Annotated in this window: 25 protein-coding genes; 17 read left to right on the forward strand and 8 right to left on the reverse strand. The window is 66.0% G+C overall.

What is annotated here, in order from left to right:
* Nucleotides 1-133 precede the first annotated feature (133 nt).
* Both M4J39_RS20810 and dksA read left to right on the forward strand, forming a co-directional pair.
* Nucleotides 134-556 (forward strand): flagellar assembly protein FliX, encoded by a 423-nt coding sequence (locus tag M4J39_RS20810; RefSeq protein ID WP_251730414.1) that lies wholly within the window; start codon nucleotides 134-136, stop codon nucleotides 554-556.
* A 164-nt stretch (nucleotides 557-720) separates the two neighbouring features.
* Nucleotides 721-1137 carry an RNA polymerase-binding protein DksA gene (gene dksA / locus M4J39_RS20815; RefSeq protein ID WP_100078724.1) on the forward strand — a complete coding sequence of 139 codons (417 nt, stop codon included), beginning with the start codon at nucleotides 721-723 and terminating at the stop codon, nucleotides 1135-1137.
* A 276-nt stretch (nucleotides 1138-1413) separates the two neighbouring features.
* On the opposite strand, the gene flgH is transcribed toward dksA, so the two are convergent.
* The 4 genes from flgH to flgF are packed head-to-tail and all read right to left on the reverse strand — an operon-like array spanning nucleotide 1414 to nucleotide 4723.
* Complete coding sequence (gene flgH, locus M4J39_RS20820; protein WP_251730415.1) at nucleotides 1414-2157, reverse strand: flagellar basal body L-ring protein FlgH; 744 nt, start codon at nucleotides 2155-2157, stop codon at nucleotides 1414-1416.
* Nucleotides 2158-2177: 20 nt separating this feature from the next.
* Nucleotides 2178-3164, reverse strand: a complete 987-nt coding sequence (gene flgA, locus M4J39_RS20825) for a flagellar basal body P-ring formation chaperone FlgA (RefSeq protein ID WP_251730416.1) — start codon at nucleotides 3162-3164, stop codon at nucleotides 2178-2180.
* 9 nt (nucleotides 3165-3173) lie between these two features.
* Nucleotides 3174-3962, reverse strand: a complete 789-nt coding sequence (gene flgG / locus M4J39_RS20830) for a flagellar basal-body rod protein FlgG (protein WP_251730417.1) — start codon at nucleotides 3960-3962, stop codon at nucleotides 3174-3176.
* 17 nt (nucleotides 3963-3979) lie between these two features.
* The gene (flgF, locus tag M4J39_RS20835) at nucleotides 3980-4723 is read right to left on the reverse strand and encodes a flagellar basal-body rod protein FlgF (protein WP_251730418.1); all 744 of its coding nucleotides are present in this window, start codon (nucleotides 4721-4723) and stop codon (nucleotides 3980-3982) included.
* Nucleotides 4724-5067: 344 nt separating this feature from the next.
* On the opposite strand from flgF, the gene M4J39_RS20840 reads away from it, so the two are divergent.
* The 5 genes from M4J39_RS20840 to M4J39_RS20860 all read left to right on the forward strand — a co-directional run bounded on the left by M4J39_RS20840 (nucleotide 5068) and on the right by M4J39_RS20860 (nucleotide 12548).
* Entirely contained in the window at nucleotides 5068-5577 is a 510-nt protein-coding gene (locus M4J39_RS20840; protein ID WP_251730419.1) for a flagellar basal body-associated FliL family protein, read from the forward strand.
* An 11-nt stretch (nucleotides 5578-5588) separates the two neighbouring features.
* Nucleotides 5589-6806: a flagellar motor switch protein FliM gene (fliM, locus tag M4J39_RS20845; RefSeq protein WP_251730420.1), complete on the forward strand. Its 1218-nt coding sequence runs from the start codon at nucleotides 5589-5591 to the stop codon at nucleotides 6804-6806.
* Complete coding sequence (locus M4J39_RS20850) at nucleotides 6803-7279, forward strand: DUF6468 domain-containing protein (RefSeq protein WP_251730421.1); 477 nt, start codon at nucleotides 6803-6805, stop codon at nucleotides 7277-7279. Before fliM ends, M4J39_RS20850 begins: the two co-directional genes overlap by 4 nt.
* Nucleotides 7276-8526: a hypothetical protein gene (locus M4J39_RS20855; RefSeq protein ID WP_251730422.1), complete on the forward strand. Its 1251-nt coding sequence runs from the start codon at nucleotides 7276-7278 to the stop codon at nucleotides 8524-8526. The genes M4J39_RS20850 and M4J39_RS20855 overlap by 4 nt, the downstream gene beginning before the upstream one ends.
* Before the next feature lie 170 nt (nucleotides 8527-8696).
* Complete coding sequence (locus tag M4J39_RS20860) at nucleotides 8697-12548, forward strand: hypothetical protein (protein WP_251730423.1); 3852 nt, start codon at nucleotides 8697-8699, stop codon at nucleotides 12546-12548.
* A gap of 5 nt (nucleotides 12549-12553) precedes the next feature.
* On the opposite strand, the gene fliP is transcribed toward M4J39_RS20860, so the two are convergent.
* Together fliP and M4J39_RS20870 are read right to left on the reverse strand one after the other, a co-directional pair.
* A complete protein-coding gene (gene fliP / locus M4J39_RS20865; protein ID WP_371875494.1) occupies nucleotides 12554-13348 on the reverse strand; it encodes a flagellar type III secretion system pore protein FliP in 795 nt (264 codons plus the stop codon).
* Nucleotides 13349-13501: 153 nt separating this feature from the next.
* Nucleotides 13502-14788 carry a flagellar biosynthetic protein FliO gene (locus M4J39_RS20870; RefSeq protein ID WP_251730425.1) on the reverse strand — a complete coding sequence of 429 codons (1287 nt, stop codon included), beginning with the start codon at nucleotides 14786-14788 and terminating at the stop codon, nucleotides 13502-13504.
* A 403-nt stretch (nucleotides 14789-15191) separates the two neighbouring features.
* On the opposite strand from M4J39_RS20870, the gene flgB reads away from it, so the two are divergent.
* From flgB to cckA, 7 genes are all read left to right on the forward strand, one after another.
* Nucleotides 15192-15596: a flagellar basal body rod protein FlgB gene (gene flgB, locus M4J39_RS20875; RefSeq protein WP_251730426.1), complete on the forward strand. Its 405-nt coding sequence runs from the start codon at nucleotides 15192-15194 to the stop codon at nucleotides 15594-15596.
* Between the two features lie 9 nt (nucleotides 15597-15605).
* Nucleotides 15606-16016, forward strand: coding sequence for a flagellar basal body rod protein FlgC (gene flgC, locus M4J39_RS20880; RefSeq protein ID WP_251730427.1), 411 nt, complete (start codon nucleotides 15606-15608; stop codon nucleotides 16014-16016).
* Between the two features lie 26 nt (nucleotides 16017-16042).
* Complete coding sequence (locus tag M4J39_RS20885) at nucleotides 16043-16381, forward strand: flagellar hook-basal body complex protein FliE (RefSeq protein WP_251730428.1); 339 nt, start codon at nucleotides 16043-16045, stop codon at nucleotides 16379-16381.
* Between the two features lie 26 nt (nucleotides 16382-16407).
* Nucleotides 16408-16671, forward strand: coding sequence for a flagellar biosynthesis protein FliQ (fliQ, locus tag M4J39_RS20890; RefSeq protein ID WP_251730429.1), 264 nt, complete (start codon nucleotides 16408-16410; stop codon nucleotides 16669-16671).
* Nucleotides 16668-17432 (forward strand): flagellar biosynthetic protein FliR, encoded by a 765-nt coding sequence (gene fliR / locus M4J39_RS20895; RefSeq protein ID WP_251730430.1) that lies wholly within the window; start codon nucleotides 16668-16670, stop codon nucleotides 17430-17432. The genes fliQ and fliR overlap by 4 nt, the downstream gene beginning before the upstream one ends.
* 10 nt (nucleotides 17433-17442) lie before the next feature.
* Entirely contained in the window at nucleotides 17443-18519 is a 1077-nt protein-coding gene (gene flhB, locus M4J39_RS20900) for a flagellar biosynthesis protein FlhB (RefSeq protein WP_251730431.1), read from the forward strand.
* 187 nt (nucleotides 18520-18706) lie between these two features.
* Complete coding sequence (cckA, locus tag M4J39_RS20905; protein WP_251730432.1) at nucleotides 18707-21250, forward strand: cell cycle histidine kinase CckA; 2544 nt, start codon at nucleotides 18707-18709, stop codon at nucleotides 21248-21250.
* 82 nt (nucleotides 21251-21332) lie between these two features.
* Here the strand turns inward: cckA and M4J39_RS20910 are convergent, their stop codons facing one another.
* Nucleotides 21333-22247: a pseudouridine-5'-phosphate glycosidase gene (locus M4J39_RS20910; RefSeq protein ID WP_251730433.1), complete on the reverse strand. Its 915-nt coding sequence runs from the start codon at nucleotides 22245-22247 to the stop codon at nucleotides 21333-21335.
* A 187-nt stretch (nucleotides 22248-22434) separates the two neighbouring features.
* Nucleotides 22435-23322 carry a PfkB family carbohydrate kinase gene (locus M4J39_RS20915; protein ID WP_251730434.1) on the reverse strand — a complete coding sequence of 296 codons (888 nt, stop codon included), beginning with the start codon at nucleotides 23320-23322 and terminating at the stop codon, nucleotides 22435-22437.
* A gap of 212 nt (nucleotides 23323-23534) precedes the next feature.
* On the opposite strand from M4J39_RS20915, the gene recA reads away from it, so the two are divergent.
* From recA to M4J39_RS22950, 3 genes are all read left to right on the forward strand, one after another.
* Nucleotides 23535-24620, forward strand: a complete 1086-nt coding sequence (recA, locus tag M4J39_RS20920) for a recombinase RecA (protein ID WP_371875492.1) — start codon at nucleotides 23535-23537, stop codon at nucleotides 24618-24620.
* 75 nt (nucleotides 24621-24695) lie between these two features.
* Nucleotides 24696-24950, forward strand: coding sequence for a RidA family protein (locus M4J39_RS20925; protein WP_251730436.1), 255 nt, complete (start codon nucleotides 24696-24698; stop codon nucleotides 24948-24950).
* A gap of 16 nt (nucleotides 24951-24966) precedes the next feature.
* Complete coding sequence (locus M4J39_RS22950; protein WP_256469841.1) at nucleotides 24967-25089, forward strand: hypothetical protein; 123 nt, start codon at nucleotides 24967-24969, stop codon at nucleotides 25087-25089.
* Nucleotides 25090-25152: the final 63 nt, after the last annotated feature.

Here is a 25152-nt window from a genome sequence, read left to right on the forward strand (position 1 = left end):
ATCGAATATCTTTGCGCTCGGCCGTGGGGTAGAGGGCTGCTCGCGTTTTCGAGCCGGCATTTCTTGCCGGGCGAGTGGGGAAGCGGTAACCTTGGCAGGTCGAAACTGCCGGGTCAGCTTCAAAGGACGATCGATGCGCATTCAGGGTCCGAACCGCCTCGGGGGTGTTTCCTCGGGGTCGCAGACAAAGCGAACCGATGGGTCGGGGTTCGCGCTGCCGTCGGAGTCCGAAGGTGGGGCTCCGAAGACGGCCACCGCTACGGCGACCCACGCGTTGGCCGGGCTCGACGCTCTCATCGCCCTGCAGGCGGTCGATGCCGACGCGCCGCGCAAGAAGCGGAAGGCGGTGAAGCGAGGGCGCGACCTTCTTGATCGTCTCGATGAGATTCGCATCGGGCTGCTCTCGGGGCAGCTCTCGGGCGAGGCGATCGCCCGGATCCTGAGCCTTCTCGACGAGACCGAAGCGACCGGTGATCCACGCCTCGACGAGCTGATGGAGGACATCGCTCTCAGGGCCGAAGTGGAGCTTGCAAAGCTCGGCTACTTCCGGAGCTGAGGCGCCGCGACGGGCAGCGCCAACGGTGCGTTTGGCTTAATCGATTGATATGTAATGGTAAACGCCATCCCTACAAGGTTTGGTGATTTTCTTGCATTTGCCGTTGTAGGGTGGAGGTCAGATAGCTATATTCCGCCCGCCTTCGTGGTGTGTGAGGACCGTCGATGTCGATTGAGCTTGCGGATGACTACCGGCCGTCCGACGACGAGCCGTTCATGAATGATCGCCAGCGCGAATACTTCAGGCGCAAACTTCTTCAGTGGAAGGAGGACATCCTGCGCGAAAGCAAGGAGACCCTCCAGAACCTTCAGAACGAGAACACCAACCTTCCCGACATCGCCGACCGGGCATCGTCGGAAACCGACAGGTCGATCGAGCTTCGGGCGCGCGACCGCCAGCGCAAGCTGATCTCCAAGATCGAGGCGGCCATCAAGCGGATCGAGGATGGCTCCTATGGCTACTGCGAGGAAACCGGCGAACCGATTTCGCTGAAGCGCCTCGACGCCCGCCCGATCGCCACGCTGTCGATCGAGGCGCAGGAGCGTCACGAGCGACGCGAGAAAGTCTATCGCGACGAATGAAGGCTCTTGCCTTCCGGGAACATGATGAAGGGGCGTCCTGGCGGATGCCCCTTTTTCGTGTGCGCGTCGAGCGGTGGGGCTCGATTTCCAGATCGGATGATGCCGCCTGGGCGCGACCTCCGTGATGACTTGGGAAGGGAGGTCGCGCCGCTCGGGGAAAGCCGGCCCGGATTTGGGAAGGGGCCGGCGGGATCGCCTCGGACCAATTGGGGAGCGGTCCTTCGGCGATACGGCTCGCTTGGGATGCTTGGGGAGCGCGAGCCGATGGGCGTGTCGTCAGAACGGCAGGAGAATGTCGAGAACCTGCTGGCCAGTGCGCGGCTGCTGCACGTCGGAGATCTGGCCCCGGCCGCCGTAGGAGATGCGGGCCTCGGCGATCTTGGTGCTCTCGATGGTGTTGTCGGCGGCGATGTCCTCGGGTCGCACAACGCCGGCCACCACCAGTTCGCGGATCTCGTAGTTGACGCGCACTTCCTGACGGCCCTCGATGACGAGGTTTCCGTTGGGCAGCAGTTGGGTCACCACGGCGGCGACGTTGGTCGACAGGCTTTCCGACCGGTCGATGGTGCCGCTTCCCTTGTAGGACGAGGCGCCGGTGGTCGAGGCGATGTCGCTGGCCGCCATGCCCGCCGGCATGATGATGTTGTCGATCGCCGTGCCAAGCGCGCCGCCGACGCCGGTCGAGTCGCTTGAGGCGCGCGAGCGCTCCGAGGAGTTGTCGAAGGCTGCCTTGTCGGAGATGTCCACCTTGACGGTGAGAATGTCGCCGACATTGCGGGCCCGCTGGTCCTTGAAGAAAGTGCGCGAGCCGGACTGCCATAGCGAGTTGGGGCTGTAGGCGACGGGCTGCACGGTAGGCATCGGCATCTGCACCGGCTTGTAGCCGGGCTGGGCGGTGGGATTCTCGATGGCGGTCAGCTTGGGCGTCTGACCGACCTGAGACAGGCGATCCATGGTGCTGCCGCAGGCGGAAAGGCCGATGCCGAGGAGGGCGATGGCGAGGGTGGTGGACAAACGCATCTGAAGATCCTCGGTTTGGCTCAGTTCATTGCCGTCTTGACGACGGCCGGGGCGCTCGACGCGGTGACCGAGACGATGCCGGCGCCGGTGACGATGCCCTGAATGGTGCGCTTGGACTGCTCGTTCAGCACGGAGACGATGTCTCCCTTGGCGCCGTCGGCGAGGGCGCGGCCGCGGGCGGAGAGGGTCAGGCCGGGGCGGGTGTACTGGAGCGTGACGAGGTCGCCGCGCATGATGACTCGAGGTGGCTCGACGTCGGAGTTGGCGATCACTTCGCCGGCCCGGAGCGGCCGCTTGGCGGCCATGTCGACGATCTCGTCGGCGTCGATGACGGCCGAACCCGGCACGCGACGCTTTTCGATGCGGACGATCGTCACGTCGGAGGCATGGATGACGGCGCGGCGGTCGATCGGCCGGTTGAGCATGGGGATGGCCAGGGTCTCGACGGCGCGGCCGGTCAGCGAGACCGAGTGGCTGCCGTCGCCGACATCGACGGTGAAGGTGGCACTGAAGCGGCCGGATGCCGGCTGCAGGACGAAATCGGCAAGTGCGATCGGCGTCGAGGCGGTCGTGGCGGCGATGATCGGAGCAACCGGCTCGTCCAGGGTCACGTCGATGGTGTCGACGGTGGCGCCCAGCCGGCCAGCAGCGGCGTCGGCGACCTGGGCTTTGAGCGTGGCATCGTCGATGGTGACGGCGCGGCGCACGACGGTGACGCTGGCAAAAGTCGGCAGGCGGTCGACGGCGAGGCCGGCGGCGACGGCGGCCTTGACCGCTTCGTTGGCAGGCAGGGCGCCGGTGACGCCGAGCTCGGGCGCCCGGAACACGGCGCGGTCCGCAAGCTCGCCCGCTCCGTCGAACAGATCGCCGAGCGTGACGATGGCGGCGTCGATCTCGACGCGCGGGCGGAGTTCGGCCGCCGCGGCCTGGTGGGTGGCAATGAAGCCGGCTGCCAGCGTGGCAAGCGCGGCGGCAAGGACGATCCTAAGGACGATGGCGGGCATCATGGTCTTGCCTCACTTGCCGAGGTTGGACGTCGTCTGGGACATCTCGTCGGCGGCCGTGATGATGCGGGAGTTCATCTCGTAGGCCCGCTGGGCCGAGATGAGCGACGACAGTTCGTTCACCGCTTCGACGTTGGAGGACTCGAGGTAACTCTGCAGCAGGGTGCCGTAGCCGGCATCTCCGGGGTTACCGGTCTGGGCCGTGCCGCTCGACGCCGTCTCGAGGAACAGGTTGTCGCCCATGGGCTCGAGACCGTTCTTGTTGACGAAACGGGCGAGCTCGATCTGGCCGAGCACCGTGGCCGTGGTGGCGTTGCCGATCTTGGCCTGCACCTGGCCGGTGTTGGAAATGGTGAGGTCGCTGGCGTTCTGCGGCACGGTGATGGCCGGCTGCACGGTGTAGCCGTCGGCGGTCACCAGAGTACCGGTGGAATCGAGTTCGAAGGCGCCATCGCGGGTGTAGGCGGTGCGGCCGTCGGGCAGGTTGATCTGGAAGAAGCCCTCGCCGCGGATGGCGATGTCCTTGTCGTTGCCGGTGGCCTCGGGGTCGCCCTGCGTCATGTTGCGCGGCGTGGCGACCACGCGAACGCCCGAACCGAGCTGCACGCCGGCCGGTACCTGGGTGCCGGCGTCCGACGTGGTGGAACCCTGCCGGCGCAGGGTCTGGTAAAGCAGATCCTGGAAGTTGGCGCGCTGGCTCTTGTAGCCGGTGGTGCGCATGTTGGCGATGTTGTTGGAGATGACCGAGACGTTGGTCTCCTGGGCCTTCATGCCGGTGGCGGCGATGGTCAGGGCTTTCATGTGCGGTCGTTCCCGGATCAGGCGTTGACGGAGCCGAGGCGCTCGATCGCCTTGGCACTGAGGTCGTTCTGCTGTTTCACCATGTTGGAGATGCGCTCGTAGGCGCGCTGGACGTCCAGCATGGCGGTGAGTTCCTCGACGCCCGAGACGTTGGACTTCTCGAGGGCGCCCTGGCGGACGCGGATGCTGGCGGGCGCCTGGGGCGCCGCGCTGGCCGAATAGAGGTTCTCGCCGTCCTTGGAGAGTACCGTGATGTCCGGAAAGGAGGCGATGCGGAGGGCGCCCTTCAGGCCGGCGCTGGAGGAAATCGTTCCGTCGTGGGCGATGGCGATGTTGGTTTCTTCGTTGCCGAAGACGATCTCGCCTCCGTCGCCCATCACTGGCTTGCCGTCGGCGGTGACCAGGCGGCCGGTGTTGTCGATGGCGAAGTCGCCGGCGCGAGTGTAGCGCTCGCCGGCCGGCGTGTTGACAACGAAGAAGCTGTTGTCGGATTCGATGGCCACATCGAGGTCGTTGCCGGTCATTTCGACCGAACCGGCCGAGAAGTCGTGCACGGTGGCCAGCTCGCGAACGAAGCGGTTATCGCGATCGCGGCGAGGAAAAAGCGTTGCCGACGCCTTCGGCATCGTCGTTTCCTCGAAGTCGAGCGAAACGCGCTTGAAGCCGGCGGTGTCCATGTTGGCCACGTTGTTGGCGATGACGTCCAGCTTGCGCCTCAGCGCAACCTGACTCGACAGCGCCACCAGAGTTGCATTCTGCATGGCAAATCGTTCCCAAGTCCCAGTCGGGCGGCGTCACGCTCCCCAGCGTCGCTGCCCGAAACCTGTATCGCAGGGAACGTGCCAACTTGAATTTACATGCATTTCAATTGGTTATCGTATTGTCGCCGCTGCATCGAGCTTGCCGGCCGGCAAGAAACGCCATGTCTGGGCGGCAACTTTTGCCGGGCCGTTAACCAATTATCAACCAATCATTAACTATCCTGAAGGCCAATGAAAGGGCTGTGGGCACCGGCAAAGAATCGTTGTCGCTGGGAAGGGGCCGACCCATAGCTTTGAGGTGGAGGCGTTCGGCTTCCCCGATTCCGGAGCAGGCGCCAAGGGCCATGGCCAAAACCCCGAAAGCAGACGGCGAGCAGGACGGCGGTGAGGCCGGTGGCGGTTCTTCGAAGAAGAAGCTGATCATCATCGGCGGCGCGGCCGCGGCGGTGGTTCTGGTCGGTGGCGGCGCGGCCTTCTTTCTGATGGGCGGCACGCCCGCGACCCCGGCGGTGAGCGATGTCGCCGCCGTCGAAGCGGCTTCCCAGCCGCATGCCTACTACTATGACCTGCCGATGATGATCCTCAATCTGTCGACGGCCGACGAACGTCCGACCTTCGTCAAGATGGAGATCGCCCTCGAGGTCAGCGACGAGAAGATGCTGGAGGTGATCAAGCCCAATCTGCCGCGCGTGCTCGATGCCTTCCAGACCTACATGCGCGAGCTCAGGGCCTCCGATCTGCAGGGTTCGGCCGGACTGTTTCGCCTGAAGGAAGAGCTGCAGCGGCGCGTCAACATCGCGGTCTATCCGGCCCGTGTCGACGACGTGCTCTTCAAGAACGTCATCGTGCAATAAGGATGTCGAGCATGGCTGACGACGACGACCTTTCGGCGGACTGGGGCGCGGCACTGGCCGAGCAACGGGCTGACAGCGGCGACGACATGGACGACCTCGCCGCCGAGTGGGGCGCGGCGCTCGAAGAGCAGGGCGTCGAGAACGCCGACGCGGTGGCTGCCCAGTGGGCGGCGATGATAGACGACAACGACGCCGAACTTGATGCGTCGAGCCGTGGCGCCGACCGCGTCCTCAACCAGGAAGAAATCGACAACCTCCTCGGCTTCAACGTCGAGGATCACGTCTCCAACGACCAGAGCGGCATCCGGTCGCTGGTCAACTCGGCGCTCGTTTCCTACGAACGCCTGCCGATGCTGGAAATCGTCTTCGATCGCTTCGTGCGGGAAACGACGACGACGCTCCGCAACTTCACCTCCGACAACGTCGAAGTGTCGCTCGACGGCATCTCGTCGGTGCGCTTCGGCGATTATCTCAACTCCATTCCGCTGCCGGCCATCCTGGCGGTGGTCAAGGCCGAGCAGTGGGACAACTACGGCCTGATGACGGTCGACTCGTCGCTCATCTATTCGATCATTGACGTGCTGCTCGGCGGGGGGCGCGGCACCTCGGCGATCCGCGTCGAGGGGCGGCCCTACACGACGATCGAGATGAACCTAGTCCGTCGCATGATCGACCTGCTGCTCGCGGACTGCGAGAAGGCCTTCGCGCCGCTCACCCAGATCAACTTCACGCTGGAGCGTCTGGAGACCAACCCGCGCTTCGCTCCGATCTCGCGTCCGGCCAACGCCTGTATCCTCATCCAGTTCCGCGTCGACATGGAAGATCGCGGCGGCATCGTCGAGATGCTGCTGCCCTATGCCACCATCGAGCCCATTCGCAACCTTCTGTTGCAGATGATCATGGGCGAGAAGTTCGGCCGCGACAACATCTGGGAAGGCCATCTCGCCACCGAGATCTACAACGCCGACATCGAGGTGGACGCCGTTCTGGTCGAGGAGGAGCTGCCGCTCTCCATGGTCATGGACCTTGAGGTGGGGCAGACGCTGTTGTTCGGCGTGTCGCCGGAGGACCCGGTGGCGATCAAGTGCGGCGACGTGCATATCACCTCGGGCAATATCGGCCGGCTCGGCGACAAGGTATCGGTCAAGGTCAACAGGAATCTGAGGCGCCCGCGCATGACGCTGGCCGCTTTCGAGCGTGCGGTTCAGAAGGAGATGCAGAACACATGATTTCCGGCCTCAATCTCGGCGTGGCGATTGAGATCGTCGTTGCCATCCTTCTCGCGCTCACCATCGTCTACTGCGCCATCCTCAACCGCCGCCTGACGCGCCTCAGGGCCGACGAGGAAGTGCTGCGCGCGACGATCTCCGAGCTTATCACTGCTACCGAGATCGCCGAGCGGGCGATCCTCGGTCTCAAGGCCACGGCCTCCGAGTGCGAGCGAGCATTGGGCGGGCGTATGCTGGCTGCCGAGACGCTGCTCGGCGATCTCGACCAGCGGCTGACCGCCGGCAACGAGATCGTGAAGCGCATCGGCGCCATCGTCGGCGCGGCGCGTACCAACACGGTCGCGCCGATGAGCGAGATCGAGGCCGAGCCGATGGGGCGCGAGAGCACGGCGCGCAATCTCAAGGCGGCGGCCGAAGCGGCGGCGGAACGTCTGTCGGCGCTGCGGCGCGGCAAGCGGGAGGCGGCTGCGTGAAGAAGATCCGCCTGCTCCCGCTGGTGCTGATCGCCGTTACGGCGCTGCTTGCCGTCAAGGTGCTCGGCTTCGTGATGGGGGTGGAGCCACTCGCGGTCGGCCCTCGCGAGGCGGTTGCCTCCGGCGGGGAGGCGCCCGCGGGGCATGGCGAGGCGGCGGCGGATACTAGTGGTGCGCCGGATACGTCGGCCGTCGATCGCCTGACGGCGCCGATCGATCTGGCCGACGAGTACAAGAAGCTGAAAGAGGAACAGGAGAAGGGCGGTGGACACGGCGAAGCGCCGGCCGGGCATGGCGGCGATACGCCAGCGGCTGGGCATGGCGAAGCGCCGGCGGCTCACGATGCGGCGCCGGCCGAAGGCGCCGCTCATGGAGAGACGTCGGCGACCGATGCCGGGCATGGGGCGCCAGCCGACGCCGGTCATGCAGCGCCCGCCGAGGGCGGCCATGACGCAGCTCCTGCCGACGCCGGGCACGCCGCCTCCGCGGAAGGTGGTCATGAGGCAGCTCCCGCCGCCGACGCCGGTCACGGCGCCCCCGCCGATGGGGGGCATGGCGCGCCGGCCGAGGACGGACACGGCGCCAAGACGCCGACCGATGTCTACACCGAACGCCCCAAGGAATACTCGCCGCCGATCGGTTCGTCGGAGCGGGCGATTCTCGAAGGCCTCGCCGTGCGGCGGGACGAACTCGACAAGCGCGCGCATGATCTCGATCTTCGGGCCAAGTTGCTGGAGGCGACGGAAAAGCGCCTCAACGAGCGACTGAATCAACTCCAATCCATCGAGTCTCAGCTCGGGGTGGCCGGAGGCGGCGGGGCAGGCGCTGCGAGTCCTGCCTCCGCACCGGCTTCGGAGCCGGCAGCAGGCGGCGGTGGCGCGCTGGCAGCCGGCGACGCTCCGGGAGCAGCGCAGCCGCCGGTGGACGATCGGCTCGCGGCGTTGGTCTCGCTCTATGAGGGCATGAAGCCGAAGGCCGCAGCCGCCGTGTTCGACAAGCTCGACACGGGAACGCTGCTTGAGCTCGCTGCTCGCATGAATCCGCGCAAGCTGTCGCCGATCATGGCGGCCATGGATCCGGAAAAGGCCAGCCGCATCACCGGCCTGATGGTTGGCGCCCAGCAGGCGCAGAAGCGTGTGGTCGTTCAGGTGGAGCAGGTGGCGCCGTCGCTTGGTTCGCTGCCGGAAGGCGCCGCCGCTGGGGCGACCGATACCTCGCAACTGCCGCAGATCATGCCGGCGCCGTAGTGCCGAAAAGGCGATGGAGTCTGTGGCATTTCCCTGAAAATCCGGTCATTTTCGAGGCTGAAGTAACGGCAAATTAAGCGCATGGCTCCTAGGCTTCCCGGAGCGCCGATGTGTTTCGGCGCCATCGGGGTGTGTTCATGCGTTGTGCCCGGTTGCTGCGTGAGGTTGCTTTGCGTACTCGGTCGTCGGCCCGTCATGCGGCCGTTGCCGTGGCGCTTTGTCTTGCAGCCGTCGGGACGACGATCGGCGCGTCGGGTTTTGCGGCGGCTCAGCAGACCGTCGAGCCGGTGACTGTCGACTTCCGGAACACGCCCAATTTCGGCCGCATGGTCCTGACCTTTCCCAACCTCAATCTTCTTCCGCCGCACAAGGTGACGTCGGACAGCGGCGTGCTGGTGATCCAGTTCGACCAGCCGGTTACCCTCAACGCCGAGGCGGCGGTGACCAGGCTCGCCGACTACGTGCTGATCGTGCGAACCGATCCCGATGGCCTCGGCGTGCGCATGGCGCTGGCCCGCTCGGTCAAGGTCAACGTGATGGAGGCGGGGCCGCAGCTGTTCGTCGATTTCCTGCCGGGCACCTGGAAGGGCGAGCCGCCACGCCTGCCCGACGAGGTGGTGGCCGCTCTCGCCCGGAAAGCCGACGAGATGGCCAAGGCCGCAGCGGCGGCGCAACGGCTCATCGCCGAGACCGAGAAGCCGATCCGGGTCGACGTCGCGGCCGCGCGCGCTCCGACATTCAGCCGCTTGAACTTCAAGTGGAACGTCCCGTTCGACGTGGATTTCCGGCGTACAGATCTCGGCGTTGATCTTCGCTTCAACCGGGTGGCGACGCCCGATCTCTCGATGATCCGCTCCGATCCGCCGCCTTTCGTCAACGACATTACCGCCGAGCAGGGCGATCAGGGACTGGTCGTTCACATACTCACCGACAGCGTCGCCGACGTTCGCGCCTACAAGGACGACGACAGCTACGTCGTCGACGTGCGCGGCCCGGACAACCCGGCCGCGATGACGCCGCTTGATCGAGCGCTTCAGGCGGCCGTCTCGCCGTTGCCCGCCGTTCCGGCCGGTGCGACGCAAACGGTCAATGCCGGCGGTCATGATGCGTCATCGCCCGATCACGCAGCGACCGTCGCCGATCATGCAACGCCCGCTGCCGATCATGCAGCTCCCACCGTCGATCATGCCGCTGCGTCGGTCGCCGACCATGCCGCACCGGTGGCAGATCATTCGGCGCCGGCCGCGCCGGCTGGGGATCACGGCACACCGATGGCGGATCACGCTGCGCCATCGGCGGACCATTCGACGCCCATCGTTGCTTCCGATGCGCCTTCCGGTGCGCATGAGGTTGCCTCGCTTCCGCAATCCGAGACGGTTCCTCAGGAACATGGTGCCGCCAAGGTAGCTGCCGGCGCTGCGCCGGAGCATCCCGATGCCCAGCCCACTCCCCCCCGCCCGGTGATCGTCTCGTCGGCCGACAAGCCGCATGCCGATATTGCCGAGTTGCCGGAGAACGCGGTGGCGCGGGCGCTGGTTGACGGGGTCATCCGCGTCGAGTCCGAGCGGGTCGGCCAGGCCGTGCACATCACCTTCCCCTACAAGAAGGAAGTGGGCGCCGCCCTGTTCATGCGCGACAGCACGCTCTGGATGGTGTTCGACGACGCGGCGCCCATCGACGCCGCCACGTTGCAGGATGCTTTCGTCGGCTTTGCCCGCAGCATCGAGCCGACGACACTCGACGGCGCCCAGCTGATCCGTATCGACATGACCGATCGCTTCGTGTCGACCATGAGTCCCGACGGTCCCAAGTGGGTGGTGACGATCGGCGAGCTGGTGACCGATCCGACGCGACCGCTGTCCATCGGCCGGCAGGTTCGACCGGACGGCTCGAAGTCGCTCGACATCCCCTTCGGCCCCGTCTCTCGCATCCACACGCTGACCGACCCGCGCAGCGAGGACACGGTCGTCGTCGTGACCGGCAAGGGCCAGGCGCGCGGTCTCGTCAAGTCGCATGCCTTCGCCGAACTGGATGCGCTCGCCTCCATTCACGGTCTTGCCCTTGTGCCGAAGGTCGACGACCTCGCGGTGACGTCGGATGGCATCCTGGTGTCGATCGGTCGGCCCGGAGGGCTGGCGGTGTCGACGCTCGCCGAGGAGAAGAAGGCGACCTTGTTCGATCTGCCGGCAGCACTCGGTTCCTCGGTCGCCCGAAAGGCGGCCGTCATCGATTTCGGCGAAGCTCGCAACATCGATCCCGCCAACTACTGGCAGGCCCGTCACAAGCTGATGACCGATGTCACCCAGGCGCGCGATCTGTCCGAGCGCGTCGACCGCTGGTACAAGGCGGCGACCTTTGCGCTGGCGCAGGGGCTCGGCCCCGAAACCACCGGTATCCTGGACCTCGTCGGCAAGCTGGCGCCGGAAGAGACCGTGTCGAGCCGCATGGCCGCGGTGAGGGCGGGCGGTGAGTATTTCACCTATCGGCCCGAGCAGACGCTGAAGCTGCTGGATCGTCGCGAGTTCGCCGACAGTCCGGATGCCGCGGTCTGGAAGGCCATGGCGCTCAGCGATCTGGGGCGGCATGAAGAGGCGGTGGCGGAGTTCGCCAAGGGCGACTCGGTGATCGGCAGCTTTCCGCCCACCATCCAGCGGCGCTATGCGCTGAGCCACATCGCATCGGCCATCGATCTCAAGGACTACACCACGGCGCGCGATCTGCTGGCGCGGCTCGATCCGAACAGCGTCAGCGCCAGCGAGCGCTCGCGGCTCGACCTGCTCAACGCCCTGGCGCGCGATGCGGCCGGTCACGCCATGGATGCCGTGACGCTGTTGTCGAACATCGTCCGCGAGGACAAGGGGCCGGTGGCCGCCGAGGCCACCTATCGCCTTGTGCAGCTACAACGGCGGGAGGGGCTGATCACCCTCGACCAGGCCATCGACCGGCTCGAGCAGTTGGCCGTCGCCTGGCGCGGCGACGAAATGGAACTCAAGACGCTGCGCCTGCTCGGCCAGTACTCGATCGAAGCCGGAAACTATCGCCGCGCTTTCGAGGTGATGCGCGTTGCCGAACAGGTCAATCCGAACTCCACCACGTCCCGCCAGATGACCGAGGAGATGCAGACGGCCTTCTCTCAGGTCTTCCTCGACAAGAAACAGTCCGATCTCAGCCCGGTCCAGGCCCTGTCGCTCTACTACGATTATCGCGAGCTGACGCCGAGCGGACGCCGGGGCGACGCCATGGTGCGCAAGCTGGCCGACCGCCTCGTCGAGGTCGACCTGCTGCCGCAGGCGGCCTCGTTGCTGGAGTATCAGGTGAAGAACCGTCTGCGTGGCGCCGCCCGTGCTCAGGTGGCCGCCGATCTCGCCATGGTCTATCTGCTCGACGATCGGCCGGACAAGGCGATGTTCACGCTGTCGACCACGCGCCAGGCCTCGCTGCCGGTGGCGATCGAGCGGCAGCGGCGCACGGTGGAGGCCAAGGCCATGGCCGAATCCGGCAATCCCGACGGCGCGCTGGAAGTGCTGGCACCGCTCGACGGGGTCGAGATCGGCCGTCTCAGGGCCGATATCCTCTGGTCGGCCAATCGCTATGCCGACGCCGGAACGGCTTATGAGCGGACGCTCGGCGCCCGCTGGACCGATGCCATGCCGCTCAGCGACAGCGAGCAGCTGGGCGTGCTCAAGGCCGGCATCGCCTACACCTTGGCCGGCGATCGCATGAGTGTCGACCGGCTTCGCTCCAAGTACACCGAGAAGATGGCGCCGACCGCCAACGGTTCGGCCTTCGATGCGGTGACCGGCCCGATCGTGGCGAGCGGAAGCGATTTCCAGAGCATCGTCAAGTCGATCGCCGACGCCGACACCATGAAGAGTTTCCTCGCCGACTACCGCAAGCGCTACCTGGATGTCGAAACCGGCGACAAGCCCGACATGGTGACGCCTCCCGAGGGGGCCGTCGCGCCGAAGCAGACGGAGTCCAACGCGCAGGTGGATGCCGGCGGCACGACCAGCGCCGGCTGAGTCTCCTATCCGCCGCCGTAGCTGCGAACAAGGCTGCCGGCGAGCATGGCCCAGCCGTCGACAAGCACGAAGAAGATCAGCTTGAACGGCAGCGACACCACCTGCGGCGGCAGCATCATCATGCCCATGGCCATCAGGATCGACGCCACCACCATGTCGATGATCAGGAACGGCAGGTAGATCAGGAAGCCGATCTCGAAGGCGCGGCGCAGCTCGGAGATCATGAAGGCGGGGATGATGATCCGGGTTTCCAGGTCTTCCTGGGTTTCCGGCTGCGGCAGGCCGGCGAGGTCCACGAACAGGCGCAGGTCGACCTCGCGGGCGTGAGCCAGCATGAAGGCCCGCATCGGCTGCATGGCGCGGGTGAACCCCTCGGTCAGCTCGATCTGGTTGTTGACCACGGGTTCGATGCCGGTGGTGTAGGCCTCCTGGAAAGTCGGGGCCATGATGAAGGCGGTGAGGAATAGCGCCAGCGAAATCATCACTGCGTTTGGCGGCGCGGTTTGCAGGCCGATCGCCGACCTGAGCAGCGACAGCACGACGACGATTCGCGTGAACGAAGTCATCATCACGACGATCGAGGGAGCGAGGCTGAGAACGGTGAGCAGCCCGACGAGCTGAACCGCGCGCTCGGTCAGCGTCGATCCTTCGCCGAGCGTGATGCTGACGTCTTGGGCGAGGGCCAGTCCGGACGATAGACCGAGCCACAGGAGGCCGAGAAGAAGCGGACACAGCAAGATGACGAATCGCCGGATGCCGAGGCAGCTGCGCGGCACCGTCTTCGCTTCCCGTCCGTCCATTCCGTTGTCGTCCGTCGTCATCGCGCCCATCCGAGAGGACCGGCGCGTCACGCGTCCGATCGCGGCCGGACACGAATCATCCGGCATCTCGCGACACTGTCGCCCCGGCCGGCAGGCGGCTCAAGGCGACAGGCATCGAAAGCGCGATAGAGGTCAGCGTTTTCCCTTGGAATCACCGGCCAGATCGTCGAGCAGACGGGCCATCTCGTCTTCCAGCGAGGAGAATTCGGGGCTGTTGCGGACGTCTTCCTCCGGCTTCTCGGCGACGGGCTTTTCGGCCGCGCGCGGAGCCGCCTCCGGTTCCGGAGGAGCGGCCGGTTCCGGAGCAGACTCGACGACCCGAGGCTCGGCGGGGAGTGGCCTGACCTGCGAACGTGTCGGAATCGCAGGCGCCGGGGGCTCGCGTGTTGCCACCGGCTCGCGCGGCGGAGACGGTTCCCGGGGCGCTACCGGTTCGCGCGGCGCGATCGGACGCGGGGCCTGGGTTGTGCGCGGCCGAAGCCAGGCTGATGCGGCGGACGCGACCGGCTTCGGCGGCTCGGGCTTGGGTGCCGGTTCCGGAGTGACGGCAACGGGCGGCTCCGCCGCTTCGATCTTCATTTCCTCGATTTCGCTTTTCAGCGCCTCGTCGAGCTGGCGGGCAAGGTCGTCGAAACCGGCGCCTTCTTCCACGTCTGGAATGGACTCGACGGGTACGACACGTGCCGGCTCGGGCTTGCGCTCCGCCGGGGCCTCATGCGTGGGCTCAAGCCGGTCCGCCGACTGCTTGTCGGGCACGATCGGCGAAATAGGCGCTACCGTCGGCTCGACCCGGTGGGCTTCCGGCGGGATGTAGGGCGATGGCGGTGCGCCCCTGGCGATGTCGGGCGTGCGAGGCTGTGCACGGTTGAGGCGTGCCTGGATCGACGTCGCCTTCGGATGCTCGCCGGCCACGTGGGACGGGAAGGCGGGGCGGACGGACTCGGCGGCGGCAGGTTGCCTCGGAATGGTGACAGGGCGGACCGTGGCGGGCGCTTCGACCATCGGAGCGGCGGGGGCAGCTCCCACGGCGGGCATGTCGGCGGCGGATGGTTCGGCACCCTCGGTGGGGGACGCCGAGGCGGTCGCCGGGCGGGCGGTCCGTCCGAGGCTGCCGACCGGAACGCCCCGGATGATGGTCGGCTCAACGACCAGGTCGTTGCCGCCGCCCACCAGGATAAGATGCTCGACGCCGTCTCGCCGTACCAGCAGCAGGCGCCGACGCTGGTCGAGGGCGATCTGCTCGACGACCGTCAGCCGATTGTGGCGGCTCCGACCGATCGACAGCTGGCCGCCTGTGGCATAGTTCCGGAGGACCCAGCGGAGCAGCAGCAGCAGCCCGGCTACCACCGCGAGGGCCAGGGCATAGCGCACGACGGTTGCCCCCGTGGCACCAAACCAAGTTACCAGCAAATCCTGCATCTCACTTTTCCACTCAAGACCTGTTTCGTTGAAGGCGCCAGTTCGTCAAGTCGATAGCCGGTTTATCTCGAAATGGGAAATTATTCGGAAACGTCTTCCGCCGTCGATCGCTTCGTTCCGCTTGGCTCCCACGCCTCCCCCTCACCAGGGCGTTGCAGAGCGCAACCATAAGCCCATTAGGCACTTTTCCCCAGCTACCAGCCAAATCGGGCGTTTTTCAAGTCTCTCCTGGGGTAGAAGAATAGATTGTTAACCATTCATTAACCGTGAGCTCGGCAAATATTGCCTAGGATTTTCAGGTTGCGAATCCTTGTGACGGATCGCGACTTGCAGGGCGCCGCTCCCCGAGCGGTGTAACAGGCGGCCCCATCGGCCGCCAACTGTGGTGAGTTCTTCGATGTCGATGACCGATCTTCCGGTCCTGCAGGCCCTCAAAGGCAAGCTGCGCTTCCATGAGACGCGGCAGAAGGTGCTCGCCGAGAATGTGGCCAACGCCGAGACGCCTGGCTACACCGCGCGCGACCTCAAGGCTCCCGACTTCTTCCGCATGGCGGTCGAAGGCGAGGGGGACGGGGGTGTCGCCACTGTCCTGACCAACCCGATGCACATCGCCGGGCCTCGCATCAGCAACGTTGGGCCGCTCCGGCCCGAAAAGGTCGGCGGCTACGAAGTGACGCCGGACGGCAACGCGGTGTCGCTCGAAGACCAGATGATGAAGGTTACCGGCAATCAGATGGACTTCCAGGCCGTGACGTCGCTCTACCAGCGCAGCCTCGGCCTTCTGAAGACCGCCGTCGGCAAGAGGTGAGGTGAAGTCATGGACTTTCTGAAGACGCTGATGATCTCGTCCGCCGGCCTCAAGGTGCAGACCGGTCGCATGCGTGTCATCGCCGAGAATGTCGCCAACGCCGATTCCGTGGCGTCGACGCCGGGCGGCGATCCCTACCGGCGGCAGATTCCCACCGTCACCTCCAAGTTCGACAAGGAACTGGGCGCCGAGATGGTGCGTCTCGGACGCGTGGTGCCCGACCGCTCCGACTTCGAGCTGAAGTACGAGCCGAACAGCCCGGCGGCCGATGCTAGCGGCAACGTCAAGTACCCCAACGTGTCGCCGCTCATCGAGATGGTCGACATGCAGAGCGCCCAGCGCACCTACGAGGCCAACCTTAACGTGGTCTCGTCGACCCGCGCCATGCTCCAGAAGACCATCGACATCCTGCGCGGCTGAGCGCGTAATCACGGAGGACCGTTATCATGGCGCTCACCACCACCGCGCTCAACGCAAGCAATGTGTACGGCGCCATGTCGAGGCTGGCGAATCACGGTCAGGCGGGGCAGGCTGGCGACGCGGCTGCCGGGGCCGCCGGAGCGATGTCTCCCGATTTCGGTTCCATGCTGCGCGATCAGGTGCGGGAGGTGATCGATCAGGGCAATGCCTCGGAAGCCAAGCAGGCGAGTTACATGGCCGGCAAGGGCAACATCATCGATGTCGTCACGGCCGTGTCGGAAGCCGAGGTGGCGCTCGATACCATGGTGTCGGTGCGCGACAAGGTGATCTCGGCCTATGAGGAAATCATGCGCATGGCGATCTGACGCCGGCGCGGTGCGGAGCGGACGGCATGGGTGGCGCTGAGGTTCTCGACCTGGCCCGGACCGCCATTTGGGTGACCATCAAGATCGCGGCGCCGGTGATGCTGGCCGGCCTCGCGGTTGGCTTCGTCGTGTCGCTGTTTCAGGCGTTGACGCAGATCCAGGAACAGACGCTGGCCTTCATCCCGAAGATTCTCTCCATCTTCATCGTGCTGATGCTGGTGCTGCCGTTCATGGCCGACTCGCTCAACAGCTTTATGGTGACGCTCAGCGAATGGATCGTCCGGGGATGACCATCCGCATCCTTCCCGACGTGACGGTGTTGTTCCTCTTGCTGTTCGCCCGCATCGGCACGCTCTGCATGCTGATGCCCGGCATCGGCGAGCCGACGATCTCGTCACGCGCGCGCCTGACCTTCGCGCTGCTTCTCACCGCCGTCTTCTACCCCCTCCTGTCGAGCCGGCTGCCCTCCGGGCTCGCCAACGACACGAACCGGCTGATCTTCGCGCTGATCGCCGAGGTCATCATCGGCGTCGCCATCGGCCTGACCGCCCGCCTTCTGATGAGCGTGATCCAGATTGCCGGTACGGCGATTGCCTCCGACATCGGCCTCGGCTTCGCCCAAAGCGTCGACCCCACCATGGGCCAGCAGGGCGCCATCATCTCGTCCTTCCTGTCGGTGACGGGCGTGACCATCATCTTCGCGACCGACCTGCATCATGTGGCGCTTGCCGGCATTGCCGGCAGCTACACCATGTTTCCGCCCGGCGAGCTGGTGCCTGTCAGCGATTTCAAGGATGCCGCCATCCTGACGATCGCCGAGTCCTTCAAGACGGCCTTGCAGATCGCCGCACCCTTCATGGTGTTTGCGCTGGTCTACAACCTCGGTCTCGGCGTGCTGCAGAAGCTGATGCCGCAGTTCCAGGTCTATTTCCTGGCGATGCCGCTCACGATCATGATCGGCCTTGCCATTCTCGCCTCGCTCGTCGCCACCATTCTCGGCCTCTACCGGTCCTTCATGGAAACCGGCCTGATGCGCCTCGTTCCCACCTGAGGGCAGCGCCATGGCCGGTCCGGACGACGACAGCGACAAAACAGAAGAACCAACACAACGAAAACTCGAGCAGGCGCACGAGCAGGGCGACGTCCTCAAGAGCATGGAGGTGAGCACGTTCTTCGGGCTCGTCGCCGTGACCGCCGTCATCGGGCTCACCGGAACCGCGATGACCGGCGCGCTGCTGTCGCCCTTGCGTGGGCTTGTGGAACATGCCGCCGAGATCGCCGTCGATGGCGGCGGTCTCCGCCGGCTTTATCTCACGATCGTCGGCGGCTTTCTGCTGGCGCTGGCCTTTCCGCTGTTGCTGATGGCGCTCGGCGGCATCGCCGGCAATCTCGCCCAGCATCGCATGGTCTTCTCGTGGAAGTCGCTGGAGCCACGGCTCGACAAGGTGTCGCCGCTTGCCGGCCTGAAGCGGATGTTCTCGCCGGAGAGCCTCGCCAACTTCGTCAAGGGGCTTCTGAAGGTGGCGGTGCTCGGCACGGTGATGACCATGGTGCTGTGGCCCGAGCGAGACCGGCTCGACGCGCTCGTCACCATCGACATCGCCCGCACGCTGTCGGTGGCGAAATCGCTGGCGCTCCGCATGCTCGGCTTCATGCTGGCGCTGATGTTCCTGATCGCCGCCGCCGACTATTTCTGGTCGCGCTATCGCTACATGCACCGCCAGCGCATGTCGCTGCAGGAGGTCAAGGACGAGCACAAGCAGACCGAGGGCGATCCGCACGTCAAGGGCCGCATCCGCTCGCTGCGCATGCAGCGGGCTCGGCAGCGCATGATGCAGAAAGTGCCGGACGCGACGGTGGTCGTCACCAACCCGACGCATTATGCCGTGGCGCTCAAGTATGACGACACGACGCCGGCGCCGGTCTGCGTCGCCAAGGGCGTCGACGAGGTGGCGCTGCGCATCCGCGAAATGGCGAAGACCGCCGATGTGCCAATCGTCGAAAATCCGCCGCTCGCCCGCGCGCTCTACGCCAGCGTGGACCTCGACGAGGCCATTCCCGAACAGCACTACAAGGCCGTGGCGCAAGTCGTGGGCTACGTGCTGAACCTCAAGAAGAAGCCGAGTTGGCGGTCCTGATGGTGGCAAGCGCGGCGCGGGTGGGCTTCAAAAGCTGGTATCATCGGCCCGGATCGGCGAAAAGGCGCAAGTCGGCGTTTGCCTCGTCACGGGCGATTGCTAAAGATCATGGCGTGAACAGACGATTCCCGGCCGCCGCGTCAATCCATCCGGTGCGGCGCCGGCAGGCGGGCAGGGCGAGAGCAGCATGAACGAAACCGAGCCGTCGGCACCTTCCGTCGAAACGCCGATCGTCGATCGCTCCGAGCGTGGCGGCAACGTGGGGCTGGTCATTGCGCTGGCGCTGGCGCTGGTGGCCGCCGCGGCGGTGTTCGCGGTGCTCGACCGGGCAGCGGCCGAACCCTATGTGCTCGGCCTTCTGGGCCTTCTGGCGGTGATCGGCGTCTTTTCGCTGTTCGCCATCGCCATTGGCCTCGTGCGCCTTTCCTCGCGCAACGACGGACAGGTTCAACTCGCCAAGCGCTTTCTCGACACCATGACCGACGGCGTCTGCGTCACCGACGGCGACGGCCGCATCGTCTATGCCAACGCCACCTATGGCCGGCTGATCCGCGCCGAATCGGCCGTCGATGTCCGCACCGTCGAGCGGGTGTTTTCGGGCGACCCGGACACCGCCGACGTGATCTTCCGCCTGGCGCAAGCGTCGCGCGAAGGGCGGCGGGCGATGGAGGAGCTGCGCGTCGCCCATCCGCTCGGCCGCATCGACGGCCCGGCCCGCTGGTACCGCATCCGCGTCAGGCCGCTCACCGGCCTTTCCATGCCGCTCAACGTCTGGCAGGTGGCCGACATCACGCGCGACCGCGACGAGCAGGAGAACAGCTTCCAGGCGCTGCAGCGGGCGGTGAATTTCCTCGATCACGCGCCGGCCGGCTTCCTGTCGGCCAATGCGCTCGGCCGCGTCGTCTACATGAACGCCACGCTGACCGACTGGCTCGGCTACGACCTCACCGAGTTCGAGGCGGGCGCCATGCAGCTCAAGGAGATCGTCGTCGGCGACGGCGTGGCGCTGCTCGACGGCATTCGGGGAGCGTCCGGCGAGGTGAAGACCGGCATCGTCGACCTCGACATGGTCAAGCGCAACGGCCAGATCCTGCCGGTCCGCATCATCCACCGCGTGCCCGTAGGCAGCGACGGTGCGGTGGGCGACAGCCGCACCCTGGTCCTGAACCGTTCGCCCGGCGAGGACGTGTCGGAATCGCTGCGTGCCGCCGAGGTGCGCTTCACCCGCTTCTTCAACAACACACCGGCTGCCATCGCCTCCATCGACAAGGAGGGCCGCATCGGCCGCAACAACGCGCCGTTCATGCGGCTGTTCGGGTCTTCGGTCCGGCCGGATCCGTCGGCGCCGCGCGGCCGTCTGACCGACGTGATCGCCGAACGCGATCGCAAGGCGATCTCCGAGGCACTCGTGTCGGCGGTGAACGGGCAGGGCAACATTTCGGGCATCGACGTGTCGCTGGCCGGCGAGGGCGACCGCTCCGCCCGCTTCTATGTGTCGACGGTCGAGGAGGGCGCCGGCGACGGCGAGGTGGCCATCGTCTACGCGCTGGAGACCACCGAGCAGCGGGCGCTGGAGGCGCAATTCGCGCAAGGGCAGAAGATGCAGGCGGTCGGCCAACTGGCCGGCGGCGTGGCGCACGACTTCAACAATGTGCTGACCGCCATCATCGGCTTCTCCGACCTGCTGCTCAACAACCACCGGCCGACCGACCCGTCCTTCCAGGACATCATGAACATCAAGCAGAACGCCAACCGCGCCGCCGGTCTCGTCCGGCAGCTCCTGGCCTTCTCGCGCCGCCAGACGCTCAGGCCGCAGGTGCTGGTGCTGTCCGACGTCCTGGCCGAGCTGTCGAACCTCCTCAGCCGTCTTCTCGGCGAGAAGGTTCAGCTCAAGGTCAACAACGGTCGCGACGTGTGGCCGGTGATGGCCGACCTCAACCAGTTCGAGCAGGTGGTCATCAATCTCGCCGTCAACGCCCGCGACGCCATGACCAGAGCCGGCAAGCTGGAGATCCGCACCTCCAACGTCACGGCGGACGAGTGCGCCCGGTCCTATCCCTTCAAGGGCATGCCGGCCGCCGACTACGTGCATATCGAGGTGGAGGACAACGGCTCGGGCATGACGCCGGAGATCATGGAGAAGATCTTCGATCCGTTCTTCTCGACCAAGGAAGTGGGCAAGGGCACCGGTCTCGGCCTTTCCACCGTCTACGGCATCGTCAAGCAGACCGGCGGCTACATCTATCCGGTGTCGGAAGTGGGTGTCGGCACCACCTTCCACATCTTCCTGCCGCGCCATGAGGCGCCGGCCGACGCGGTGCCGAAGAAGAACGTCGAGGCGACGCCGATCGCCGACCTCACCGGCAACGCGACGATCCTGCTTGTCGAGGACGAGGAGGCGGTGCGCGCCTTTGCCGCGCGCGCCTTGGCCTCGCGTGGCTACACCGTCCACGAGGCATCGACCGGCGCCGAGGCGCTGGAGGTCATGGCCGAGGTGAGCGGCAAGATCGATCTGGTGGTGTCCGACGTGGTGATGCCGGAGATGGACGGACCGACGCTGCTGCGCGAGCTGCGCAAGACCCAGCCCGATCTCAAGATCATCTTCGTGTCCGGTTATGCCGAGGACGCCTTCAAGAAGAACCTGCCGGAGAACGAGCAGTTCAACTTCCTGCCCAAGCCCTTCTCGCTGAAGCAGCTGGCGACGACGGTGAAGGAAACGCTGGCCGAATAAGGTTGGCGGCGCTTCCTGCAGCAGACTGATTTCGTCGGGGCCGGGCGACCGGCCCCGAAGCGTTTGCGGTCAGGTCTTGCGATCAGCCCTTCAGGGCCTTGGCAATGTCGGCGGCGAGGCGGGCGTTGTTCATGACCAGCGCGATGTTGGTCTTGAGCGACGAGCCGGCGGTGCGCTCGAACATGTCGGCGAGCAGATAGGGCGTCACCTGCTTGGCCGAGATGCCGGCGGCTTTGGCCGAGGCGAGCGATGCCGCGATGAAACCCTGCATGCGGACGGCCGGGATCTCGTCGGTCTCCGGCACCGGGTTGGCGATCAGCATGCCGCCGTCGATTCCGATCGTCTCGCGCGCCTTCTGGAAGGCGGCGATCTCGGCGGCAGAATCGAGTCGCAAGGGAGCCTTCAGGCCCGAGCCGCGCGACCAGAAGGCCGGGAACTCGTCGGTGCCATAGCCGACCACCGGAACACCCTTGGTTTCGAGAACCTCCAGCGTCTTCGGCAGGTCGAGGATGGCCTTGGCGCCGGCGGCGACGACGATCACCGACGTGCGGCCGAGCTCCTCGAGGTCGGCGGAGACGTCGAAGCTCTCCTCGGCACCCTGATGGACGCCACCGATGCCACCGGTGGCGAACACGTCGATGCCGGCGAGGCGGGCGCAGATCATCGTGGCGGCGACGGTGGTCGAGCCGGGACGGCCGGTGGCGAGCGCAAAGGCGAGGTCGGCGCGCGACAGTTTCATGACGCCGGTCATGGTGCCGAGCTTGTCGAGCGTCTCGGCGTCGAGGCCGACGCGGATCTTGCCGTCGAGCACGGCAATGGTGGCCGGCACGGCGCCGCGGCTGCGGATTTCGGTCTCGACAGCGCGGGCCGTCTCGACGTTGTCCGGATAGGGCATGCCGTGGGTGACGATGGTCGATTCAAGCGCGACGACCGGCTTGCCGGCTGCGATCGCGGCTTCGACTTCGGGCGAATAGACGAGTGGCAGGGATGCCATCATGCCTCCGATTGTGGCCGCACGACTAGGCCACGGAGCGGGCACGCGACGTCGGCGGCGAGTGATGGATCTCCGAGCCGCACTCTATACGCCAGGATGACTGCCTCGTGAAAGGGGGAAGACGCGACATCCGGCAAAAAACGGAAATCGCCCTGATCTTTCAATGGGACTTTGATAAACCTAGCTTGGTCTAGATCCCGGCCGTTGCCACGGCCGAGGCGACCACATCCTCCGGCAGGCTGCGCAAGGCGCCGACGGTGGCAAGCGCGGCGCGGGCTGCTGCCATGCCCACTTCGACGGCGGCAAGCAGCGGCGCGCCCGCCGACAGGGCCAGCAGGATGCCCGCCGTCTGTGCGTCTCCGACGCCGGTGACGTCGACTACCTCGGTCGGTCGAGGTGTCAGCTCGGTGATGCGGCCGTCATGCAGGATGGCGAGCGGCTTCGAGCCGCCGGTGATCACGGCCCGCCGCGCGCCGGCTGCCGCCAGACGTTCGGCCGCCTCGATCGGCCGGCTCACCGGATGACCGACGAGGTGCTCCGCCGACGGGAGGTTGCAGATGAAGAGCGCGCCCGATGTGACGAGAGGCTTGAGACGCGGGGCCTTGGCTCGCGAAATGGCATCGACCACCAGCCTGTCGCCATGAGCGTCGGCAAGACGGAGGAGTTCGCCGGGCGCGAGATTGGCGTCGGCGAAGACCAGGACGTTGTCATCGGCGTGAAGTGCAGCCGCCGGCAGCACGAAGGAATCGTAGAGGCCGAGGTCGGAGATGGCCGAGACGAGTTCGCCGGTCTCGTCGTGAATGGCAAGGTAGGTGCCTGTGCGGCCGGCCGCATCGATCCCCATCGCGCTGGTGTCGAGGCCTGCCGCGTCGAGTTCGGCGATCAGTTCCCGGCCGGCCGAGTCGTCGCCGACCACGGATATGAAGCGACAGGGCGCTCCGGCTCGCCCCAGCAACACGGCGATGTTGCGCGCCACGCCGCCCGGACGACGGGTGACGATGCCTGGGCACGAGGTCGCCGGCTCGTAGATGAGGCCGGCGCGGCCGAGTACGTCCTGATGACAGCCGCCGACCACCATGAGCGGCCCGAAAGCCCCGTTTCGATTCCCCGTAGCCAGCAGTTTTCTCCCCGATTTCCGGCGTTTCGGACCAGCCGGAACACGACAGGAACGAAACCAGACTTGCTTTTATGTGTCAAGGACATATATGCCGCTTGCTCTCAGGAACAAATCGTGTACATTGACGGCGAGTTTGAAATCCGGGAACGGCCGTGAAATAAGGAGCGAAGCCAGTGTCGCAGAATTCACTTCGCCTCGTGGAAGGAACCTCCATGGACAAGACCAAGGCGCTCGACGCCGCCCTGTCGCAGATCGAACGGGCCTTCGGCAAGGGGTCCATCATGCGCCTCGGCAAGGGCCAGGTGGTGGAAGTGGAGACGGTGCCGACAGGCTCGCTCGGCCTGGACATCGCGCTTGGCATCGGCGGTCTGCCGAAGGGGCGCATCGTCGAGATCTACGGTCCGGAATCGTCGGGCAAGACGACGCTGGCGTTGCACACGGTGGCCGAGGCGCAGAAGCGCGGCGGCGTGTGCGCCTTCATCGACGCCGAGCATGCGCTCGATCCGGTCTATGCCCGCAAGCTGGGCGTCAATCTCGACGATCTTCTGATCTCGCAGCCGGATGCCGGCGAGCAGGCGCTCGAGATCACCGATACGCTGGTTCGCTCGGGCGCCGTCGACGTTCTGGTCGTCGACTCGGTGGCGGCGCTGACGCCGCGGGCCGAACTCGAGGGCGAGATGGGCGATCAGTTGCCGGGCCTGCAGGCTCGCCTGATGAGCCAGGCGCTGCGCAAGCTGACGGCGTCGGTTTCCAAGTCGAAGACCATGGTGATCTTCATCAATCAGATCCGCATGAAGATCGGTGTGATGTTCGGCAGCCCGGAGACGACCACCGGCGGTAACGCCCTCAAGTTCTATTCGTCGGTGCGTCTCGACATCCGCCGCATCGGTGCGCTGAAGAACCGCGAGGAGATCGTCGGCAACCAGACCCGCGTCAAGGTGGTCAAGAACAAGCTGGCGCCGCCGTTCCGCGAGGTCGAGTTCGACATCCTCTACGGCGAGGGTGTTTCCAAGGTCGGCGAGCTGATCGATCTTGGCGTCAAGGCCGGCATCGTCGAGAAGTCCGGCGCCTGGTTCTCCTACAACAGCCAGCGTCTCGGCCAGGGCCGCGAGAACGCCAAGCAGTTCCTACGCGAGAACGAAGCCCTCGCCACGGAGATCGAGGCGGCCATCCGTCAGAATGCCGGCGTCATCGCCGACTCCATTCTGAAGGGTGCGCCCGAGGATGACGCCGAGGGAACGGCGCCCGACGGCGAGTAAGATCGATGGCCCGGCCTTGCTTCCTATCCGGGCGTAAGGCCGGCGGCCATTCGGCGCTGGACCTAGAGAGTCTTCATGCAACTTCGCAATCCGGCCGGCGTTCATGCGCCGGTCGCCGCTTATAGCCACCAGATCGAAGTGTCGCCGGGTGCTCGCTGGCTGGTTCTGTCCGGCCAGATCGGACTTGGTCTCGATGGCGTGCCGCCATCCGATCCGGTGGGGCAGATCGAGGTGGCGCTCGACAATATTCGCCGCAATCTCGAAGCGGCCGGCATGGGGGGGCGACCTCGTCAAGCTGACCTTCTAACTCGTCGGCGATATCGACGCTGACCGCCGGCGGCAGGTTTTGGATGCGTTTCTCGGCGCCCATCGGCCCTGCATGACGCTGCTTTACGTGTCGGCGCTGGCCTCGCCCGCCCTCAAGGTGGAGATCGACGCCTGGGCGGCGCGCGAGGCTCCGGAAGGCTGAGGGTCCCGACGGCTGGAGCGCCGCGCACGGCGGCGGAATATCCTTGCGGTCTGCGGACCGCCG

The organism is Pleomorphomonas sp. NRK KF1, assembly GCF_023721755.1.
Taxonomy (GTDB): domain Bacteria; phylum Pseudomonadota; class Alphaproteobacteria; order Rhizobiales; family Pleomorphomonadaceae; genus Pleomorphomonas.

Coding starts and splice junctions, on each gene's coding strand:
- M4J39_RS20810 (WP_251730414.1), top strand. CDS start 134: ATGCGCATTCAGGGTCCGAACCGCCTCGGGGGTGTTTCCTCGGGGTCG.
- dksA (WP_100078724.1), top strand. CDS start 721: ATGTCGATTGAGCTTGCGGATGACTACCGGCCGTCCGACGACGAGCCG.
- flgH (WP_251730415.1), bottom strand. CDS start 2,157: ATGCGTTTGTCCACCACCCTCGCCATCGCCCTCCTCGGCATCGGCCTT.
- flgA (WP_251730416.1), bottom strand. CDS start 3,164: ATGATGCCCGCCATCGTCCTTAGGATCGTCCTTGCCGCCGCGCTTGCC.
- flgG (WP_251730417.1), bottom strand. CDS start 3,962: ATGAAAGCCCTGACCATCGCCGCCACCGGCATGAAGGCCCAGGAGACC.
- flgF (WP_251730418.1), bottom strand. CDS start 4,723: ATGCAGAATGCAACTCTGGTGGCGCTGTCGAGTCAGGTTGCGCTGAGG.
- M4J39_RS20840 (WP_251730419.1), top strand. CDS start 5,068: ATGGCCAAAACCCCGAAAGCAGACGGCGAGCAGGACGGCGGTGAGGCC.
- fliM (WP_251730420.1), top strand. CDS start 5,589: ATGGCTGACGACGACGACCTTTCGGCGGACTGGGGCGCGGCACTGGCC.
- M4J39_RS20850 (WP_251730421.1), top strand. CDS start 6,803: ATGATTTCCGGCCTCAATCTCGGCGTGGCGATTGAGATCGTCGTTGCC.
- fliP (WP_371875494.1), bottom strand. CDS start 13,348: ATGGACGGACGGGAAGCGAAGACGGTGCCGCGCAGCTGCCTCGGCATC.
- M4J39_RS20870 (WP_251730425.1), bottom strand. CDS start 14,788: ATGCAGGATTTGCTGGTAACTTGGTTTGGTGCCACGGGGGCAACCGTC.
- flgB (WP_251730426.1), top strand. CDS start 15,192: ATGACCGATCTTCCGGTCCTGCAGGCCCTCAAAGGCAAGCTGCGCTTC.
- flgC (WP_251730427.1), top strand. CDS start 15,606: ATGGACTTTCTGAAGACGCTGATGATCTCGTCCGCCGGCCTCAAGGTG.
- M4J39_RS20885 (WP_251730428.1), top strand. CDS start 16,043: ATGGCGCTCACCACCACCGCGCTCAACGCAAGCAATGTGTACGGCGCC.
- fliQ (WP_251730429.1), top strand. CDS start 16,408: ATGGGTGGCGCTGAGGTTCTCGACCTGGCCCGGACCGCCATTTGGGTG.
- fliR (WP_251730430.1), top strand. CDS start 16,668: ATGACCATCCGCATCCTTCCCGACGTGACGGTGTTGTTCCTCTTGCTG.
- flhB (WP_251730431.1), top strand. CDS start 17,443: ATGGCCGGTCCGGACGACGACAGCGACAAAACAGAAGAACCAACACAA.
- cckA (WP_251730432.1), top strand. CDS start 18,707: ATGAACGAAACCGAGCCGTCGGCACCTTCCGTCGAAACGCCGATCGTC.
- M4J39_RS20910 (WP_251730433.1), bottom strand. CDS start 22,247: ATGATGGCATCCCTGCCACTCGTCTATTCGCCCGAAGTCGAAGCCGCG.
- M4J39_RS20915 (WP_251730434.1), bottom strand. CDS start 23,322: ATGGTGGTCGGCGGCTGTCATCAGGACGTACTCGGCCGCGCCGGCCTC.
- M4J39_RS20925 (WP_251730436.1), top strand. CDS start 24,696: ATGCAACTTCGCAATCCGGCCGGCGTTCATGCGCCGGTCGCCGCTTAT.